The 17,974-nt window shown below is 67.3% G+C and carries 16 protein-coding genes; 9 read left to right on the top strand and 7 right to left on the bottom strand.

The features are described 5' to 3' along the window. Window positions 1–81: 81 nt before the first annotated feature. Complete coding sequence (locus GIY23_RS18420; RefSeq protein WP_154077809.1) at window positions 82–1,350, top strand: alpha-amylase family glycosyl hydrolase; 1,269 nt, start codon at window positions 82–84, stop codon at window positions 1,348–1,350. Here GIY23_RS18420 and GIY23_RS18415 read toward each other — a convergent pair. The 4 genes from GIY23_RS18415 to GIY23_RS18400 all read right to left on the bottom strand — a co-directional run bounded on the left by GIY23_RS18415 (window position 1,332) and on the right by GIY23_RS18400 (window position 3,744). Beyond that, a complete protein-coding gene (locus GIY23_RS18415; RefSeq protein ID WP_154077808.1) occupies window positions 1,332–1,664 on the bottom strand; it encodes a DUF202 domain-containing protein in 333 nt (110 codons plus the stop codon). The genes GIY23_RS18420 and GIY23_RS18415 overlap by 19 nt on opposite strands. Window positions 1,665–1,667: 3 nt before the next feature. Continuing rightward, window positions 1,668–2,069 carry a YidH family protein gene (locus GIY23_RS18410; protein ID WP_154077807.1) on the bottom strand — a complete coding sequence of 134 codons (402 nt, stop codon included), beginning with the start codon at window positions 2,067–2,069 and terminating at the stop codon, window positions 1,668–1,670. Window positions 2,070–2,335: 266 nt separating this feature from the next. Next, complete coding sequence (locus GIY23_RS18405) at window positions 2,336–2,746, bottom strand: SSI family serine proteinase inhibitor (protein WP_154077806.1); 411 nt, start codon at window positions 2,744–2,746, stop codon at window positions 2,336–2,338. 278 nt (window positions 2,747–3,024) lie between these two features. Further along, the gene (locus GIY23_RS18400; protein ID WP_154077805.1) at window positions 3,025–3,744 is read right to left on the bottom strand and encodes a MerR family transcriptional regulator; all 720 of its coding nucleotides are present in this window, start codon (window positions 3,742–3,744) and stop codon (window positions 3,025–3,027) included. An 84-nt stretch (window positions 3,745–3,828) separates the two neighbouring features. On the opposite strand from GIY23_RS18400, the gene GIY23_RS18395 reads away from it, so the two are divergent. The 8 genes from GIY23_RS18395 to GIY23_RS18360 all read left to right on the top strand — a co-directional run bounded on the left by GIY23_RS18395 (window position 3,829) and on the right by GIY23_RS18360 (window position 15,504). Further along, on the top strand, window positions 3,829–4,962 hold the full coding sequence (locus tag GIY23_RS18395) for a CaiB/BaiF CoA transferase family protein (RefSeq protein WP_323845420.1): 1,134 nt from the start codon (window positions 3,829–3,831) through the stop codon (window positions 4,960–4,962). 5 nt (window positions 4,963–4,967) lie between these two features. After that, on the top strand, window positions 4,968–6,110 hold the full coding sequence (locus tag GIY23_RS18390) for an acyl-CoA dehydrogenase family protein (protein WP_154077804.1): 1,143 nt from the start codon (window positions 4,968–4,970) through the stop codon (window positions 6,108–6,110). Between the two features lie 111 nt (window positions 6,111–6,221). Continuing rightward, window positions 6,222–7,364 (top strand): alkaline phosphatase family protein, encoded by a 1,143-nt coding sequence (locus GIY23_RS18385; protein ID WP_154077803.1) that lies wholly within the window; start codon window positions 6,222–6,224, stop codon window positions 7,362–7,364. Between the two features lie 184 nt (window positions 7,365–7,548). Then, window positions 7,549–9,030 (top strand): FAD-linked oxidase C-terminal domain-containing protein, encoded by a 1,482-nt coding sequence (locus tag GIY23_RS18380; RefSeq protein WP_154077802.1) that lies wholly within the window; start codon window positions 7,549–7,551, stop codon window positions 9,028–9,030. Then, window positions 9,030–10,313, top strand: coding sequence for an FAD-binding oxidoreductase (locus tag GIY23_RS18375; protein ID WP_154077801.1), 1,284 nt, complete (start codon window positions 9,030–9,032; stop codon window positions 10,311–10,313). The genes GIY23_RS18380 and GIY23_RS18375 overlap by 1 nt, the downstream gene beginning before the upstream one ends. Beyond that, window positions 10,313–11,662 (top strand): (Fe-S)-binding protein, encoded by a 1,350-nt coding sequence (locus GIY23_RS18370; protein ID WP_154077800.1) that lies wholly within the window; start codon window positions 10,313–10,315, stop codon window positions 11,660–11,662. Before GIY23_RS18375 ends, GIY23_RS18370 begins: the two co-directional genes overlap by 1 nt. A gap of 399 nt (window positions 11,663–12,061) precedes the next feature. Beyond that, entirely contained in the window at window positions 12,062–13,276 is a 1,215-nt protein-coding gene (locus GIY23_RS18365) for an acetyl-CoA C-acetyltransferase (protein WP_154077799.1), read from the top strand. Between the two features lie 11 nt (window positions 13,277–13,287). Beyond that, complete coding sequence (locus GIY23_RS18360; protein ID WP_154077798.1) at window positions 13,288–15,504, top strand: 3-hydroxyacyl-CoA dehydrogenase NAD-binding domain-containing protein; 2,217 nt, start codon at window positions 13,288–13,290, stop codon at window positions 15,502–15,504. Window positions 15,505–15,573: 69 nt separating this feature from the next. Here GIY23_RS18360 and GIY23_RS18355 read toward each other — a convergent pair whose 3' ends face one another. The 3 genes from GIY23_RS18355 to GIY23_RS18345 form a co-directional block, all read right to left on the bottom strand. Continuing rightward, the gene (locus GIY23_RS18355) at window positions 15,574–15,831 is read right to left on the bottom strand and encodes a hypothetical protein (RefSeq protein WP_154077797.1); all 258 of its coding nucleotides are present in this window, start codon (window positions 15,829–15,831) and stop codon (window positions 15,574–15,576) included. A 267-nt stretch (window positions 15,832–16,098) separates the two neighbouring features. Continuing rightward, complete coding sequence (locus GIY23_RS18350; protein ID WP_154077796.1) at window positions 16,099–16,926, bottom strand: hypothetical protein; 828 nt, start codon at window positions 16,924–16,926, stop codon at window positions 16,099–16,101. A 308-nt stretch (window positions 16,927–17,234) separates the two neighbouring features. Continuing rightward, the gene (locus tag GIY23_RS18345) at window positions 17,235–17,882 is read right to left on the bottom strand and encodes a TetR/AcrR family transcriptional regulator (RefSeq protein WP_154077795.1); all 648 of its coding nucleotides are present in this window, start codon (window positions 17,880–17,882) and stop codon (window positions 17,235–17,237) included. Between the last annotated feature and the right edge of the window lie 92 nt (window positions 17,883–17,974).

The raw sequence follows: 17,974 nt of genomic DNA, 5'->3' as shown, positions 1-17,974 counted from the left end.
CCACGTTCGCCACACCCACCCGAACACGATGGCCGCACGTCGCCTGCCCGGTCCGGCGACCGCCGGGTATCTTCGGCTGCCATGCGCGCCGTTACCGAATTTCCCCGGTCGCCGGGCGGGTGCGCGTACTGGTGGAACCGGGCCGTGTACTACCAGGTCAACGTGCGCGGCTTCGTCGACTCCGACGGTGACGGCGTGGGCGACATCAACGGTCTGCGCAGCCACCTCGGCTATCTGGAGTTGCTCGGGGTGGACGCGGTGTGGATGACGTACGTGTTCGATCGCACCGTCACCGGCGAAGGCAGTGAACTCGACCCGCTGGCGGGTGACCTGCCGTCGTTGGACCGGCTGGTCGACGAAGCGCACACGGCGGGTCTGCGCTTGGTGCTGGACCTCGCCTTCGGCCGCTCGGTGCTGAACGGCCCGGACTCGGCGCGCGTGATCGCCGACGGCGTGTCCTTTTGGCTGGACCGGGGCATGGACGGGATACGCCTCGGGGCCGCGCCGCGGTCGGCCGAGGCGATCGACGACGACCTCCACCGGATGCTGGAACTGGCGCTCCCGGTTTTCGACGACTATCCGGACGCGGTGCTCGCGGCCCTGCTCGACGAGCGCTGGTACCGCGACCCGCAGGTGCGGCCTCCGATGCATCTCGGGGTCGACATGCGATTCGGTCTGGCGGACTTCGACGCCGTGCAGGTGCGGCGAGTCGCCGACTCGGTCCTGGCCCGTCCCGGTCACGGGTTGTGCCCCTCGTGGTCACTGGGTCGCGCGGACCGCTTGCTGCCGACGACCCGCTTCGGCGGGGGCGTGCTCGGACGGCAGCGTGCTCGGGCAGCTGCGCTGGTGCTCATGGCGCTGCCGGGGTCGATCGGGTTCGACTACGGCGAGGAACTGGGATTGCCGAACGCCGAGACCATCCGGAACTCGGCCGTACGACCGCCGATGCTCTGGGAGGGAACCGAGCCCCCGTTCGGTTTCTCCGCCGCGCCCGGGCCGTGGGATCCGTGGGATTCGGACTGGGCGAAGTTCACGGTGGAGTCCCAACTGGAGGACGATTCCTCGACGTTGTCGTTGTACCGCAACGGGATCGACCTGCGGCAGCGACTGTGGGACTCACAGGATCACGACGTCGAGTGGTACGGAGCCCCGGAAGGCTGTCTCGCGTTCCGCAGGGCTGCCGGGGGTGCGATCTGTGCGTTGAACACCACGGGAGAAGCCGTGCGGCGGCCCCCCGGCGAGGTACTGCTCGCCAGCACGGACCTGCCCGAGGGCGAGCTGCCCGCGAACGCGGCGGTGTGGCTGCGCGGACAACCCCAGTCCGGCAATGCTCAGTTCAGCAGAACGTAGGCCACGCCGCAGCTACCGACCACGAGCCCCAACGCGGCGACACCCGCTGGCAACGCTCCGTCGGGAAGTGTGTCGTGCGTGGGCAAGGACCACAGGGAGTGTCGGAAGCGCCGGGCGGCGAGCGCGGCGACGAGTAGTGCCGCCGGGAGTGCGACTGTGATCCCGATCGCCGCGAGCAGCGCACTGTGGTGCGCGACGAACCGCACGATCAGCAGCAGTCCCACGACGAACGCGAGCGAGGTCCGAAGCCAGGCGAGCGTGGTTCGTTCCACCTGCAGGCCGGGGCTTTCCGGTTCGTGCCAGCGGGAAGTCACGGCTCACACCCCGTAGGTCAGCAGCAACACGCACGTTGCCGCGCCCACGACGGCGAGTCCGACACCGAGCACGGGTGCGAGCCTCGGTGCGGGCAGCGGGCGGCCGGTGCGCAGCGCGAGTTCGGTGGCGAACCACCGGGCGAACGCCCCGATGCTGCACAGGATTCCAGCGCCGAGCAGGGCGAGAGCGAGGATGGTGCGCAGTACGTTCGAGCCACCGGTCGCGGCCGCGAGCGCCTCGACGGCGACCCCGGCGGCCATCAGGGCCAGTGAAGTCCGCAGCCATGCGAGGAAGGTGCGTTCGTTGGCGAGCGTGAATCGTGCGTCGGGTTCGACTCCCTGCCGGTAGAGCCGTCGCGGCCACCGTCGATCGGCCCGGTCGGGCTCGTGACGCTGGGAGTCCATGCGCGTCACCGTAGCGTGCGGTGGCGGGTCGGCGACCCGCCACCGACGACCTCAGAAGGCGTTGTGGAAGTTGGGTGGGTGGTCCGGTACCGCCGCCCAGTTCGTGCCTCGCGGCGTTGGAGTCCTCTTGAGTACCACGCCGTACGCGGCGAGAACCCCTGCCTTGCGAGGCACGAACTCCGAACGCCGGAGCTCCTCACCCTGTCGAGGCTGGGCACGTATGAGGCGTGCCCTACGGGCACAAGAGCCAGTTCCCCAATGCCCTGTCAGAAGTCGTACACGCCTTCGGTTTGCGCGGCCAGCACGCAGGAGTTCGCGAACTCGTGAGTGAACTCGACCGGAGCGTTCTTCCACGTCCCCTTGGCGGTGACGGTGACGGGCTCGTAGATCAACGGGCATTGCGTGCTCTGCGCTTGCAGATCCTGGAAGTTTCCTGCGGCCTCGTCCAACGCCGCACAGGCTTGCGCGGCGTTGGCGTGGGTCCCGCCTGCGGGCCCGCAAGTGAGCAGGGTGCTTCGGGACTCGGTGATCTTCGCCTGGTTGGTGACGCTGAGGTGCATCACGCTGAGCTCGGCCGGCTCGGCCGGGCCGGCGTGGGCGGTGGCGGGGATGAGCGCGGCCCCGACGACGGCGGCTGCGGCGAGCACGGTGCCGCCGATGGACCGGTGTGCGGACATCGAGAGGTTCCTCCCTTGTGGGCAAGACGTGGTCGTCCCCTGATGTATCGGCACGAACGGGCCCAGCACCTCCCCTTGGCGCCAAGATCACTTGATCGAGGTTCACCCGACTCGCGGGTAATTACTGATCGTCACCAGAGTTCGCGGTGCTGCCAGCGCGTCAGTCCCTCGACCGGGCTGATCTGATCCGAAGGAGGAAAGTGCGCGATGTGTCCCGGCGGCCGGACTGACGGTCGGAGCCGAGACGATCGTGTCCACTGGGGAGGGAAGCGGGCGGCTCAGACCCGGTCGCGGATCACGTCGTTGACCGCGTGCTGGAACCCGTGGACGAGCACCTGGATCGTCAGTGGCGCCAACTGGTCGGTCAGCGCCCGAACCCGGTCCCGCTCCTGATCGGTGCGTTCGCTGTCCAGATAAGGACGCAGCACCTTGCGGGAGAAGAGGTCCTGGAGCTCGACGGCGATCTGCTGAGTGTGTGCCCGCACGATCGAATCGGCTTCCTGGAGCATGTCCTTCGGAACGCCGAGATCCACCACCTGCACTCCGATCGTGAGCATCGCCGGGCTCGGCAGCCGCAGCCGCTCGCTGTCCGTTTCGATGCGGTGCAGGATGCCGAGCGAGACGAGTTGCTCGATGACCTCGTCGTCGAGGTGTCTGCCGACGCGCTGGTCGATCTCGTGCCGGGTGAGGTCCTCGCTGTGCTCCGTCGTCCACGGGGCGAGCAGCGCACGGTGCAGGGCGAGGTCCTCGGCGGTGGCGTCGTCGGGGATCCGTTCGAGGTGGCGTTCGATCGCCGAGAGGGTGAACCCAAGGGTCTGCAGCTCACGGATCAGCTCGAGCCGCCCGAGATGGTCGGTGCCGTAGAGGCCGAGCCGGCCGCGCAGTCGCGGCGGGGGGAGGAGTCCGCGTGAGGCGTAGAAGCGCACGGTGCGCACGGTGACTCCCGCGCGCGCCGCCAGTTCGTCGACGGTGAGCTCTTCGTCCGCTGTGCCGAGCATGGGGGCACAATACTCCTTGACCACTGTGACACCAAAAGTGTAACACTAAGAGAGTCGTGAACAGCTCCGGAAGAGGGTGCGCGCGTGTCGGACATCGATCAACAGCGGACGACGCCGCGAGGCCCCCTCGCCGGGTTGCGCGTCGTCGAACTCGCGGGTCTCGGGCCGGCACCGTTCTGCGCGATGCTGCTCGCCGATCTCGGAGCCGACGTCGTCCGTGTCGGTCGCCCCGGCGGGGGAGGTGGACATGCGCAGGACGACGTCGTCAACCGGGGGAAACGGGCCGTCGAGGTCGACCTGAAGGATCCCGCGGGCATCGCGGCGTTGCTGCGGGCCGTCGAGACCGCCGACGTGCTCGTCGAGGGATTCCGGCCAGGGGTCGCCGAACGGCTCGGTATCGGACCCGACGAGTGCGCCAGGGTGAATCCCCGCTTGGTGTACGGCCGGATGACCGGCTGGGGACAGGACGGGCCGCTCGCCCACACGGCAGGGCACGACATCGACTACGTCGCCCTGACCGGGATGCTGCACGCGATCGGGCGCAAGGACGGGCCCCCGCAAGTGCCGCTGAACCTCGTCGGCGATTTCGGCGGCGGCTCGTTGTACCTCGCGGTCGGACTCCTCGCGGCAGTGTTCGAGGCGCGCTCCAGCGGCCGGGGTCAGGTCGTCGACGCGTCCATCGTGGACGGTTCCGCGCATCTCGGGACGATGATCTACGGCATGCTCGCTTCCGGCGGCTGGAAACCGGAACGCGGCAGCAACCTGCTCGATACCGGTGCGCCCTTCTACGACGTCTACGAAACGTCCGACGGCGGACACATGGCGGTCGGGGCTCTGGAACCGCAGTTCTACGCGGAACTCCTGCGGGTGCTGGACATCGAGGACGAGGTTCCGGACCGGGCCGATCCCTCGACCTGGCCCGTACTCCGCGACGTGCTGGGCAAACGGTTCGCCGAACGAACTCGCGACGAGTGGACCCGGCTGTTCGAGGGGACGGAGGCGTGCGTGGCCCCGGTGCTGTCGCTCGCCGAGGCGCCCGACCACCCGCACATGGCGGAACGGGGGACGTTCGTCGACCACGACGGGACCGTGCAACCCGCGCCCGCACCTCGTTTCTCCCGCACTGCGGTGCCCGCACCGGGCCCAGTGCCGAACGCAGTCCAGGATCTCGACGCTGTGGCCGTCGAGTGGGGAACCGAGAACGGAAAGGACACGTGAGCCCGATGCGCAGGGACCTGTTCGACAGCGAGCACGAAGCGTTCCGGGAAACGGCGCGCACGTTCGTCGCGAAGGAACTCGTGCCCCACGTGGACGAGTGGGAACAAGCCGGTGTCGTCAGCCGTGACGCCTGGCGGGCGGCGGGTGCACAGGGACTTCTCGGCATGGCCGTCGACGAACGCTACGGCGGCGGTGGTGTCGACGACTTCCGCTTCAACGTCGTCCTCGACGAGGAACTCGTGGCAGGCGGCGTCAGCGGCTGGGGCGCCCCGGTGCACAACGACATCAACCTGACCTACCTGCAGTCGTTGGCGACCGAGGAACAGAAGCAGCGGTGGCTGCCCGGCTTCTGTTCCGGCGAGACGATCACCGCGATCGCGATGACCGAACCCGGCGCGGGCAGCGACCTGCAGGGCATCCGCACCACCGCCGTCCGCGAGGGCGAGAACTACGTGCTCAACGGGCAGAAGACGTTCATCAGCAACGGCATTCTCGCCGACCTCGTCATCGTCGTCGCCCGCACCGACCCCGATGCCGGGCACGAAGGGATCAGCCTCATCGTCGTCGAACGGGGCACGCCGGGCTTCGAACGCGGCCGCAACCTCGACAAGATCGGGCAGAAATCCCAGGACACCGCCGAGTTGTACTTCGACGACGTGCGGGTGCCCGCCGAGAACCTGCTCGGTGAGGAAGGGCAGGGCTTCATCTACCTGATGCAGAACCTCCCGCAGGAGCGGTTGTCGATCGCCGTCGCATCCGCGGCGAGCGCCGAGAAGGTCCTGTCGTTGACCAAGGACTACTGCCGTGAACGCACCGCGTTCGGCCGCCCGATCGGCAAGTTCCAGAACACGCGCTTCGAAATCGCCGAAATGGAGACCGAGGTCCAGATCGGCCGGGTGTTCGTGGACCGGTGCGTGAGCGAACACCTGCGCGGCGAGCTGTCGGTACCGGAGGCGGCGATGGCGAAGTGGTGGCTCAGCGAGATGAACAAGCGGGTCGTGGACCGCTGCCTGCAACTGCACGGCGGCTACGGCTACATGACCGAGTATCCCGTCGCGAAGGCCTACCTGGACTCGCGCGTGCAGACCCTCTACGGCGGCACCACCGAGATCATGAAGGAGATCATCGGCCGCTCCCTCGGCTTCTGACCTGCGGCGAGGGCGGGCTGACAGGATGGGAACTTTCCTGTCACCGGTGACAGGAAAGTTCCCATCCTGTCACCGGTTGAACTCCCGGGCGCCGGGGGTGAGGGTGAGTTCATGACCTGGATCGTCGCCCCGAACCCCGGCCGGTCCCTGGCCGACGTGCTACCCGCGGCACTGGCGGCGGTCGGTGGTGCCGACACGACACTCGGGTTCCCGCCCTGCCGGGCGATCGCGGTACTGCTCGTCGACGGACTCGGATGGACACTGCTCGACGAGCACGCCTCCGAGGCTCCCTTCCTCGCGTCGTTGCTCGAGGGACGGCCGCTCACGGCCGGGTTCCCGACGACCACCGCCACGAGCCTGACGACGCTCGGCACCGGCACGTGCGCCGGAGCTCACGGCATCGTCGGGTACACCTTCGCCGAGCCGTCGGGAACGTTGTTCCGGCCGCTGTCCTGGTCCACGAGCGGCCCGCCGCACGAACGACAGAGCCTCCTGGATTCGTGGCCGCCGGAAACGGCGCAGCCGGAACAGACGGTGATGGAACGTGCCGCCGGCAAGGGGGTCGACGTCCGGCTCGTCGTCCCGCGCGAATTCCGCGACACGGGCTTGACGCGGGCGGCCTTTCGCGGCGCGCACTTCCACGGCGTCAACGCTTTCGGGGATCTCGCCTCCGGCGTGGTGGACGCACTCACCGGCAGCGGGCCGACGCTGTGCTACGCCTACCACGGTGACCTCGACCTGCTCGGGCACGTGCACGGGCCGGGCTCGATGCCGTGGCGGTTCCAGCTCCGGCAGATCGACCGGTTGGTCGAGATGATCGCGGACCGAATGCCGCCCTCCTCGGCTCTGGTCGTGGTCGCCGACCACGGAATGGTGAAACTCGACCCGGCGGCCGTGCTCGACGCGGACACGGACCCGGTGTTGCAGGCGGGCGTTCGGCTCATCGGCGGAGAGGTCCGTTCGCGTCAGGTCTACAGCGAGGACGGAGCGCACGACGACGTGCTCGCGGCATGGTCGGCCACGGTGGGCGATGGCGGTCTCGTGCTCAGCCGGGAGCAGGCGATCGACGAAGGCTGGTTCGGTTCGGCTGTACCCGGCGACGTGCGGAAACGCATCGGTGACGTCCTGGTGGTCATGCGCGACTCCGGCATCGTCCGTTCGGTCGCCGAGCCCATGGAGTCGTCGCTACGCGGCCACCACGGTTCGCTCACCGCTGCTGAACAACTCGTTCCGGCGCTCGTCGCGACGGGCTGACTCGGACGCCGCTCGCGAGGACGAAACGGTAACCTCGACACCTTCGGAGAATGTGCTGTAGGACACTCTCGACGGCGAATGTGCGGGTTGTCGACCCCTTGTATCTATGTGGCTCGATCTCCTATCGTTCCGTCTGACGGAGAGCGGGTTTCGTACTCCGGAACTCGTGGTGAGGAGGCTCATCATGCAGTCGGCAAGCCCCGAGGCCGTGGCCGCGCCGCAGATCGCCGGCGTGGTCGAGCGTTGTCACGAGGTCCTCGCGCCGGAGTGCGTGATCACCGACCCGCAACAGCGCCGCACCTACGAGTGCGACGGACTCGCCAGCTACAAGGTTGTCCCCGCTCTGGTCGTTCTGCCCGAAACCACCGCGCAGGTGCGTGCCGTGGTCACAGCCTGCGCCGACGCGGGCGTGCCCTTCGTCGCCAGGGGATCGGGCACGGGCCTGTCGGGCGGCGCGCTGCCGCATGCCGAAGGCGTGCTCATCGTGACGTCGAAGATGCGCAGCATTCTCGACATCGACCTGGCCAACGAACGCGCGGTCGTCCAACCCGGCGTCATCAACCTGGACGTCAGCAAGGCGGTCGCCTCCGACGGCTACTACTTTGCCCCGGACCCGTCGAGTCAGCAGGTGTGCTCGGTCGGCGGCAACGTCGCCGAGAACTCGGGTGGTGCGCACTGCCTCAAGTACGGCTTCACCAGCAACCACATCCTCGCCGTCGACGTCGTCACCCCCGACGGCGAGTTGGTGGAACTGCACGCGGGAACACCCGGCTACGACCTGCTCGGCGCGTTCGTCGGGAGCGAAGGCACGCTCGGTGTCGTCACCAGTATCACCGTGCGACTCCTGCGCAAGCCCGAAACGGTGCAGACACTCCTGGCCGGATTCCCGTCGACGGACGAGGCGGGCGGCGCGGTCTCCGCGATCATCTCTGCGGGCGTCACCCCTGCCGCGATCGAGATGATGGACGCGCTGTCCATCGAGGCCGCCGAACAAGCCGTCCAGTGTGGATACCCGCACGGAGCGGGAGCGGTCCTCGTCATCGAACTCGACGGACCCGCCACCGAAGTCGAACACACCTTTGCCGAGGTCGAACGCCACTGCGGCGACCACGGAGCCTTCGAGATCCGCGTCGCCGCCGACGACCACGAACGCGCGATGATCTGGAAGGGGCGCAAGTCCGCTTTCGCCGCGGTCGGCCGGATCAGCCCCGCCTACATCGTGCAGGACGGCGTGATTCCCCGAACCTCTCTGCCGGAAGTTCTCAGCCGGATCGCCCGGCTCTCGGCCGACTCCGGCGTCCGCGTGGCCAACGTTTTCCATGCGGGCGACGGCAATCTGCACCCGCTCGTCCTTTTCGACGACTCCGAGGACGGTGCCGAACAGCGAGCCGAACAGGTTTCCGGCGCGATTCTCGACCTGTGCATCGAACAGGGCGGTTCCATCACCGGCGAACACGGCGTGGGAGCCGACAAGGTCCGGTACATGGGCCGGATGTTCACCGACGAAGACCTGGACACCATGCAACGAGTGCGCTGCGCCTTCGACCCGCGCGGACTCTGCAACCCCGGCAAGCTCTTCCCGACACCCCGACTGTGCGGCGAGGTGCCCGGCCCGCGCCGAGGCGTGCACCCGCTCACCGAGGCAGGATTGGCGGACCAGTTCTGATGGCCCTTCCGACGAAGAACTCCGTGCCGGATGCACTCGGCGCCGCACTCGGGACGGACCGCGTTCGCGCCGCAGCCGAGACCGACAGCGTCGGCGGTGCCGCTCCGAGTTGGGTGGCGACAGTGGACGGAACGGAACAGGTGTCGGCCGCGATGCGAGTGGCGGCCGAACACGAACTCCGGGTCGTGGCCACCGGTTCCGGTAGCAAACTCGACTGGGGCGCTCCGCCGCGCGAGGTCGATCTGCTGGTGGATCTCTCCGCCGCCGACGGGATCGTCGAACACGCCGCCGGTGACCTCGTCGTGCACGCGAAAGCAGGGACCTCCCTGCGGCGTGTGCAGGAGCAGGTCGCCCAGTCCGGACAGCAACTGTCGATCGAGCATCCATTGCCGAATGCGACTCTCGGCGGCATCGTCGCCACCGGCGCGGCAGGGCCGAGCAGACATCTCCACGGCACGGTTCGAGACTTGCTCATCGGAATCACCGTCGTCCGCCCGGACGGTGTCGTCACTCGGGCTGGAGGCAAGGTCGTCAAGAACGTCGCCGGCTACGACCTCGGCAAGCTCTACAGTGGATCGTACGGAACTCTCGGCGTCATCACCGAAACGATCTTCCGGCTGCATCCGTTGGCCGCCGAGCGACGGTGGATCTCGGTCGACGCCGACGAACCGGCGATGCTCGACGCCGTGCTCCGTGCGTTCAAGCGCACTCAGGCGATGCCCACAGCGGTGGAACTCGACCGCACTCTCGACGGGCGCACAACGGTGTGTGCGCAGCTCGAGGGACGTGCCGATGCCACCCATGAGCGAGCGCTCACCCTCTCCGAACTCGTCGGCGGGGAAACGGGCACAAACGTCGACGTTCACGACGATCCGCCCGCGTGGTGGGGACACTATCCACACGGGACCGGAGATGACATCGGCTTGCGATTGACGGTCCGGCCCGCATCGATTCCGGGCGTCATCAGTCGCGCTTCCGAAGCGGCGCAACGGTCCGGCGTGAAACTGTCCTTACGCGGCGCGGCAGGGGTCGGCGTGCTCGACGGTGGCATTCCGGCGGGTACCGACCCCGACGCGGTGGCCGAGCTGGTCTCCGCCCTGCGCACCGTCACCGCCGCTCCCGGCGAGAACACCGTGATCGTCCGTGCGCCGCGCGCCGTGACCGCGACGGTCGATCCGTGGGGTCCCGTTCCGTCCGGCGTGCTCACCCTGCTCAAGAACACCAAAGCGCAGTTCGACCCGGAACATCGTCTCGCTCCGGGGCGTTTCGTGGGAGGGATCTGATGACCGACGAGGCTGTTCGCCCCGGGCAACCGGCGGAGCACAGTCACGGACAGCAGGAAGCTTTCGACCTGCTGCATCCGCCACAGCGCGATCTGGTCGACGATTGCGTCCACTGTGGATTCTGTCTTCCCGCGTGCCCCACCTACGACCTCTGGGGCGAGGAGATGGACTCGCCTCGCGGACGCATCCACCTCATGCAGGCCGGGCTCGACGGCGAACCGCTGAGCGAGAGCATGGTCGAACACTTCGACAACTGCCTCGGCTGCATGGCCTGCGTGACCGCATGTCCCTCCGGCGTGCAGTACGGCACGCTCATCAGCGAGACACGGGCGCAGGTCGAACGCCGCCACGAACGCAGTCGTTCGGAAAAGCTGCTGCGCTCCTTGATCTTCTCCTTGTTCCCGCACCCGAAGCGGCTCCGCCTGTTGCGCGGCCCCCTGGCCGTGTATCAGAAGTCGGGGCTCGCCGAACGACTCCGCGCGAGCAGACTCATGGGCAAGATGCCGAAGAATCTGCAGGTGATGGAGTCGCTCGCGCCGCCCATCGAACGCGCGCCCGTGCTGCCGAGACGAGTCACCGCGCGGCGGGAACGACGGGCCGTCGTGGGGATGGTCACCGGGTGCGTGCAGAGCGCGTTCTTCCCGGACGTCAATGCCGCGACCGCGCGAGTGCTCGCGTCCGAAGGCTGCGACGTCGTCATCCCTGAGGCACAAGGCTGTTGCGGCGCACTCAGCGAACACTCCGGCCGGGAGCCGGAAGCGATCCGTTTCGCCAAGTCGCTGCTCGACACCTTCGCCGACGCCGATGTGGACTACGTCGTCATCAACTCCGCCGGATGTGGCTCCACACTCAAGGAATATCCGCGACTGTTGCAGGACTATCCGGAGTACGCCGAACGTGCGGAACACTTCTCCCAGCGGGTGCGGGACGTCAGTGAACTCCTGACCGAACTCGGGCCCGTCGCGCCACGACAACCGCTGCCCGTCGAAGTGGCCTACCACGACGCGTGTCATCTCAGCCACGGCCAGGGAATCCGAAGCCAACCCAGAGAACTGCTCCGGCAGATCCCCGAACTGACGATCCGCGAGATCGAACGCGGCGAACTCTGCTGCGGGTCCGCGGGAATCTACAACCTGCTCCAGCCCGTCGCGGCGGAGGAACTTGGCGACCGCAAGGCTGCCAACGTCGCCAAGACTCGCGCCGAGCTGCTCGTGACCGCCAATCCCGGATGTTCCATGCAGATCCGTACCGCGCTCGAACGGCGCGGCGAACAGATGCCGATGGCTCACACCGTGCAGGTGCTCGACGCCTCGATGCACGGTTTCGGTAAGGACAGGCTCACTGGCTGAGACTGCGTCCGCAGTCTCAGCCGCTCTGAGGGAGCGCCTTGCAGGCCGTGCGGACAAGCACGAACCCCACCCAGGAGTGGTCGTGTACGAGCAGGACCTGGATCCGTCGCTGAACTCGCTCGGATGGAGCGCGTGAGCGGCGCACTGCCGCTGATCACCCTGTTCACGCTGCTCGGCGTCGTAGGAATGACAGCGTGGAAGGCCTCGCTCGTGGCGTTACGTGCGTCCTCATCAACCTCCAGTCCACCCAACCCTCTCGTGGACGACCGCGTTCTGACAGTAAGGGAACTTTCCTGTCACCAGTGACAGGAAAGTTCCCTTACTGTCGCCATTGACTGTGACAGCGATGCTGTCACACTCTGAATGGAGTACCTGCCGTACCGAGGAGGCACGACGCCCATGTCCGAGGCGTACGTCTACGACGCGATCCGCACCCCACGGGGGCGCGGCAAGAAGAACGGGTCACTACACGGGACCAAACCGATCAGCCTGGTCGTCGGGCTCGTGGACGAACTACGCAGACGCCATCCCGAACTGGACCCGCAGCTCATCGACGACATCGTGCTCGGTGTCGTCTCCCCGGTCGGGGATCAGGGCGCGGACATCGCCAAGACCGCGGCCCTCGCCGCCGGGCTCCCGGACACGGTCAGCGGCGTCCAACTCAACCGGTTCTGCGCTTCCGGTCTCGAAGCTGTGAACACCGCCGCTCAGAAGGTCCGCTCCGGCTGGGAGGACGCCGTCCTCGCCGGTGGCGTCGAGTCAATGTCCCGCGTGTCGATGGGCTCCGACGGAGGCCCCTGGGCGATGGACCCGGAGACGAATCTCGCTACGTCCTTCGTCCCCCAAGGCATCGGCGCCGACCTCATCGCCACCCTCGAAGGCTTCGACCGCACCGACATCGACGGCTACGCCGCCGAGTCTCAGACTCGGGCAGCGAAAGCGTGGTCGGACGGACGCATGGCCAAGTCTGTCGTGCCTGTCAAAGATCGCAACGGCACGGTGCTGCTCGACCGTGACGAGCACATGCGGCCAGGAGCCACCGTCGAATCGCTGGGCGAACTCAACCCGTCCTTCGAGGCCATGGGCGAACAGGGCGGGTTCGACGCCGTCACGTTGCAGCAGTACCACTGGGTCGAAAAGATCAACCACGTCCACACCCCGGGTAACTCGTCCGGCATCGTCGACGGAGGGGCACTCGCCCTCATCGGCGGTGAATCCCTCGGGCAGCGCACCGGACTGAAACCCCGAGCCCGCGTCGTCTCGGCCGCACTCAGCGGCGCCGACCCGACGATCATGCTCACCGGCCCGACCCCGGCGACCCGTAAGGCGCTCGCCAAGGCCGACATGACCATCGACCAGATCGACCTCGTCGAGATCAACGAAGCGTTCGCCGCGGTCCCGCTGAAGTTCATGAAGGACTTCGACCTGTCCCACGACAAGGTCAACGTCAACGGCGGCGCCATCGCCATGGGCCACCCCCTCGGCGCCACCGGCGCGATGATCCTCGGCACGCTCATCGATGAACTCGAACGCCGCGAACAGCGCTACGGCCTGGCCACGCTGTGCATCGGCGGCGGTATGGGCATCGCCACCATCGTCGAACGCACCGCATGAGGGATACGCACATGAGTGAGCAGAGCACCATCCGCTGGGAACAGGACGCCGACGGGATCGTCGTGCTCACCCTGGACGACCCCCAGCAGCAAGCCAACACCATGAATCAGCGCTACCTGCGCTCCATGGGCGAGACCGTGCAGCGCCTCGAGGACGAGCGCGCCGGCATCACCGGCGTCGTCGTGACGTCGGCCAAGAAGACGTTCTTCGCAGGCGGCGACCTCAACGAACTGTTGCGCGCCCGCCCTGACGACCTCGAGCGCGTCACGGAAACGGTCACCACCAACAAGGCGCTCCTGCGACGTGTCGAAACCCTCGGGGTACCGGTCGTGGCCGCGCTCAACGGCACCGCCCTGGGCGGCGGGCTGGAAATCGCCCTCGCCTGCCACCACCGCATCGCGCTCGACACTCCGAGTGCCCGATTCGGGTTCCCCGAGGTCACCCTCGGCCTCCTGCCCGGCGCAGGCGGCGTCGTGCGCACGGTTCGCATGCTGGGTATCGCCGATGCGCTGATCAACGTCCTCACTCAGGGCCAGCAGATGCGCCCCGGTAAGGCCAAAGACGTCGGCCTCGTCGACGATCTCGCGGACGAGGCCGACGAGCTGCTCGCGAAAGCCAAGCAGTGGGTCAAGGACAACCCGGAGGCCACGCAACCGTGGGACCGGAAGGGTTACAAGATTCCCGGTGGCGACCCGGCCAATCCGAAGTTCGCGGCGAATCTTCCGGCGTTCCCGGCCAACCTCCGCAAGCAGCTCAAGAACGCCCCGATGCCCGCCCCGCGCAACATTCTCAGCGCCGCAGTCGAAGGCGCGCAGGTCGACTTCGACACGGCGCTGCTGATCGAGGGCCGGTACTTCCTGGATCTCGTGTGCGGACAGACGTCCAAGAACATGATCAAGGCTTTGTTCTTCGACATGCAGCACGTCAATTCGGGCGGCAGCAGGCCGAACGGAATCGAGCAGTGGAACGCCTCGAAGGTCGCCGTTCTCGGCGGCGGAATGATGGGGGCCGGCATCGCCTACGTGTGCGCCAAGGCGGGCATGGAGGTCTTCATCAAGGACGTGTCCGTCGACGCGGCGAACAAGGGCAAGGACTATTCGCGGACACTGCTGGACAAAGCCATCGCCAAGGGGAGGTCCACGGAGGAAAAGAAGGACGCGCTGCTCTCGCGGATCACCCCGACCGATCAGGCGGACGACCTCGCCGGCTGCGACCTCGTCATCGAGGCCGTGTTCGAAGACACCCAGCTCAAGCACACGGTGCACGCCGAAGTCGAGAAGGTCGTCGCCCCGGACGCACTCCTGGCGTCGAACACCTCGACGCTGCCGATCACCGGACTCGCCGAGGGTGTGCAGCGCCCGCAGGACTTCATCGGCCTGCACTTCTTCTCCCCGGTCGACAAGATGCCGCTGGTCGAGATCATCCGGGGTGAGCAGACCAGCGACGCGGCGTTGGCGAAAGCCTTCGACGTCGTCCGCGCCATCAACAAGACGCCTATCGTGGTCAACGACAGTCGCGGATTCTTCACCAGCCGCGTCATCGGCACCTTCCTCAACGAAGGCGTCGCGATGCTCTCCGAAGGTGTCCCCGCTCAGTCCATCGAGCAGGCTTCGGCCCAGGCAGGCTATCCGGCTCCGGTGCTGCAGTTGTTCGACGAACTGACGTTCACACTGCCTCGCCGAATTCGTGACGAGTCCCGGAAGGCGGTGGAGGCAGCAGGCGGCACGTGGAACCCGCACCCAGCGGACGGCGTCCTTGATCGCATGATCGACGAGTTCGACCGCAAGGGTAGAGCGCACGGAGCCGGGTTTTACGAGTACGAGGACGGCAAGCGTGTCGGCCTCTGGCCCGGCCTCGCCGCGGCCTTCGGTTCGGACGAGATCGATCCGCGCACGCTCGACTTCGCCGAGCTGAAGGAACGGATGCTGTTCGTCGAGGCGCTGGAAACGGTGCGCTGTTTCGAGGAAGGTGTCCTCGAGTCGGTGCCTGACGCCAACGTCGGCTCGATCCTCGGGATCGGCTTCCCGCCGTGGACCGGGGGAGTGGTGCAGTTCATCAACGGCTACGAGGGTGGCGTGAGCGGTTTCGTCGCTCGCGCCGAGGAACTCGCCGACCGGTACGGCGATCGGTTCACGCCCCCGAAGTCCTTGCTGCGCAAGGCGGAACTGCGGGAGTCGCTCGACATCGGTGAGCCCGACACGGGCGTCGTGGCGGCCGCCTCCGCTTGATCATCGGGAACGACACGCCGAGGGCGTCGGGTCCCCGGACCCGACGCCCTCAGCATGTGCGGATGGTGCTCAGCCCTCGACGGAGGGGTGGTCCACCACGGGCGCGTTGACGCACTCGGCAGTCTGGGGCGACAGCACCGGCACGGCCGCGCCGATCGCGGCGCCGACGTTGTTACCGCACGCTTGAACCGGCACAGCGCTGATGTTGTTGTCGTTGCCCAGGTTCACACCCTCGTTGTCCGAACTGTCGGCGAACGCGGGGGACGCGACAGCCAACATGCCAGCGGCCACAGTGGCCACTCCTGCGACACGTGCACTGGTGCGCATCGTGTTTCTCCTTCGACGTTGGGGATCCCATTCCTCACAGGACCCGGATTCGATTTCCGGATCATGTCCCGTGAGTGCGTCAGATCCTGCTTGATTGATCGTCGGCAAGTCGAGCCGAGAAGCCACTGTGGCGCGGATTTAGCCCGATGAGGTGATCACCGAATGCATCGCATATGAGGGAAATTCATACCTTGGTTGATCCACTATGGACGAACTGCGAGCCGTGGACCGAAAGGGATCCACGGCTCGGAGAACAGGAACGCGAGTTCAGTTGAGTACGGGCGTGCCGCTCTCGCTGACGAGGTGGCCGACCGTCGACGCCGACGGTGTCAGCACGGGCGCCATGCCTTCCTGAATGTCGGCGACTCCTTGCTGCAACGGGCGTGTCGCGGCGTCGTCGAGCTTCGTGGTCGCAGGAACCTGTTGCACAGCGGGGATCATCTCGGCCGGAGCCGGAACGCCGACCTGCTCGCCGGGACTCTGCAGCGGGGTCTGCTCGGTGGCCGAGGTGACCATGCCGACCGGTTCGAACATCGGGTCCACTTCGTGGCCCTGTGCCGCGGTCAGGTCCACGGCCGTGTCGGCCGCGGAGAAACCCTCGTGCGAGGGACCGCGTGGCCCCACCTCGGCGTCGAGTAGCCCGCCGCCGGGGCGGGTCTGGTCGAGGAAGCCGGTGCGCCCCGGCTCGACGTCCACGCCGAGGTTCGGGCGTGTCTGCGTCATGTTCTCGATGCGAGTGGTCTCGGCGAAGGCATGACCGAGCACGCGGTTCGGCTTGCCGGGGGCGAGGACAGGCTGGCCGTCCTGCAATTCCCCTTCGATCCCGTGCGCCATGGTGGTGATGTCGGCGCCGGCGGTCTTCACCACGTTGGGCGTGCTCGTGGTGACGTTCACGTCCGCACACGGTGCGATGTTGTTATCCGGCGCTACACCGTCAGGCATCACACACGTGTCAGCGGGCACGTCGACCCGGATGTCGTCAGGCGCGTCGGTCAGTGCGGAGCTGCCGGCCGCAGTCGCCGTGCCGGTTCCGGCTGCGGCGATCCCGGCGGCGGCGACCGCTGCCTGTAGGGAGCGCGTGGTCCAGGGGCGCAAGTGTGTCTCCTTGGTCTCCGTTGTTGGGCGCGGTCGTCCGGCGGCCGTAGGGCGCCTGCCGTCGAAGGCGGAGCCTTCTCCGTGCTGAGGCGAGCGCGACGCTCGCCCTCGAGATGAACGACCGACGAGCTCCGCATCGGCGCCCCGCCACACGATCTTGACCGTCGAACTCCGGTGCCCCTCGAAAGAGTGGATGACGACGCGTCCACACCCGAACCTCGGCACACGTTCCGCCAACACCCCCGGCCTGCGCCGGGTGACAGTATGGGAACTTTCCTGTCACCGGTGCGCGGAATGTTCCCTTGCTGTCACGCCTGCCGCTCGGGCGGGAACAGGCCAGTACCTGCCAGAGCCAGTAGGTGGTCGGCGGTTTCTTCGGGGCTGGTTCCGGGGTGCTGTTCCCGCCAGAGCGCCAACCGTTCGCACGCGCCGATCAACGCTTCGGCGAACACTTCGAGCCGTTCGGTGTCGATGTCGGGGCGTATCTGTTGCATCAGCGCGGAGGTGAACTCGACCTGTTGGCGCCGGATGGCCTCGAGCCCCGAGTTGATCGGAACACTCGGGATGGCCGATTCGTTGCGTAGCAGCGCCCACGACTGCGCGTGCTCGTCACCGAACCGGAAGAAGGCGGCGAAGCAGTTGTGCATGAGCTGCGCCGGCTCGGTCGCCGCCGCAGCAGCGGCGCTCGTCGCCTCCAACAGCTCTCTCTTGGCCCGCTCGAGGCAGGCAATCAGGAGACCGTCTTTCGAGCCGAAGTACTCGTAGAGCATCGGCTTCGACAAGCCGACCAAGTGAGAGATGTCGTCCATGGACACCCCTTGGTAGCCGCGTTCGGCAAACACCCGCTCCGCGACGACAAGGATCTGTTGTTCACGTTCCGCCCTGGTAAGGCGCTTGCGGGTTGGGTGTCGCGTGGCCTGTTGCCGCGGGGCTGAAGCGGTGGGTCGTGGCTGCACGACCGTACCCTACCGGAAGTAACCTACTCGTAGTAACCTACTGCGGAGTCAACTAGCGAGCGGCTGGTCCGGAGGTTCGACGTGCAGCAACG

This window comes from Allosaccharopolyspora coralli (assembly GCF_009664835.1).
GTDB classification, from domain to species: Bacteria; Actinomycetota; Actinomycetes; order Mycobacteriales; family Pseudonocardiaceae; genus Allosaccharopolyspora; species Allosaccharopolyspora coralli.
Note: the sequence above shows the minus strand (reverse complement) of the source record. Positions and strands in the feature narration are given on the sequence as shown.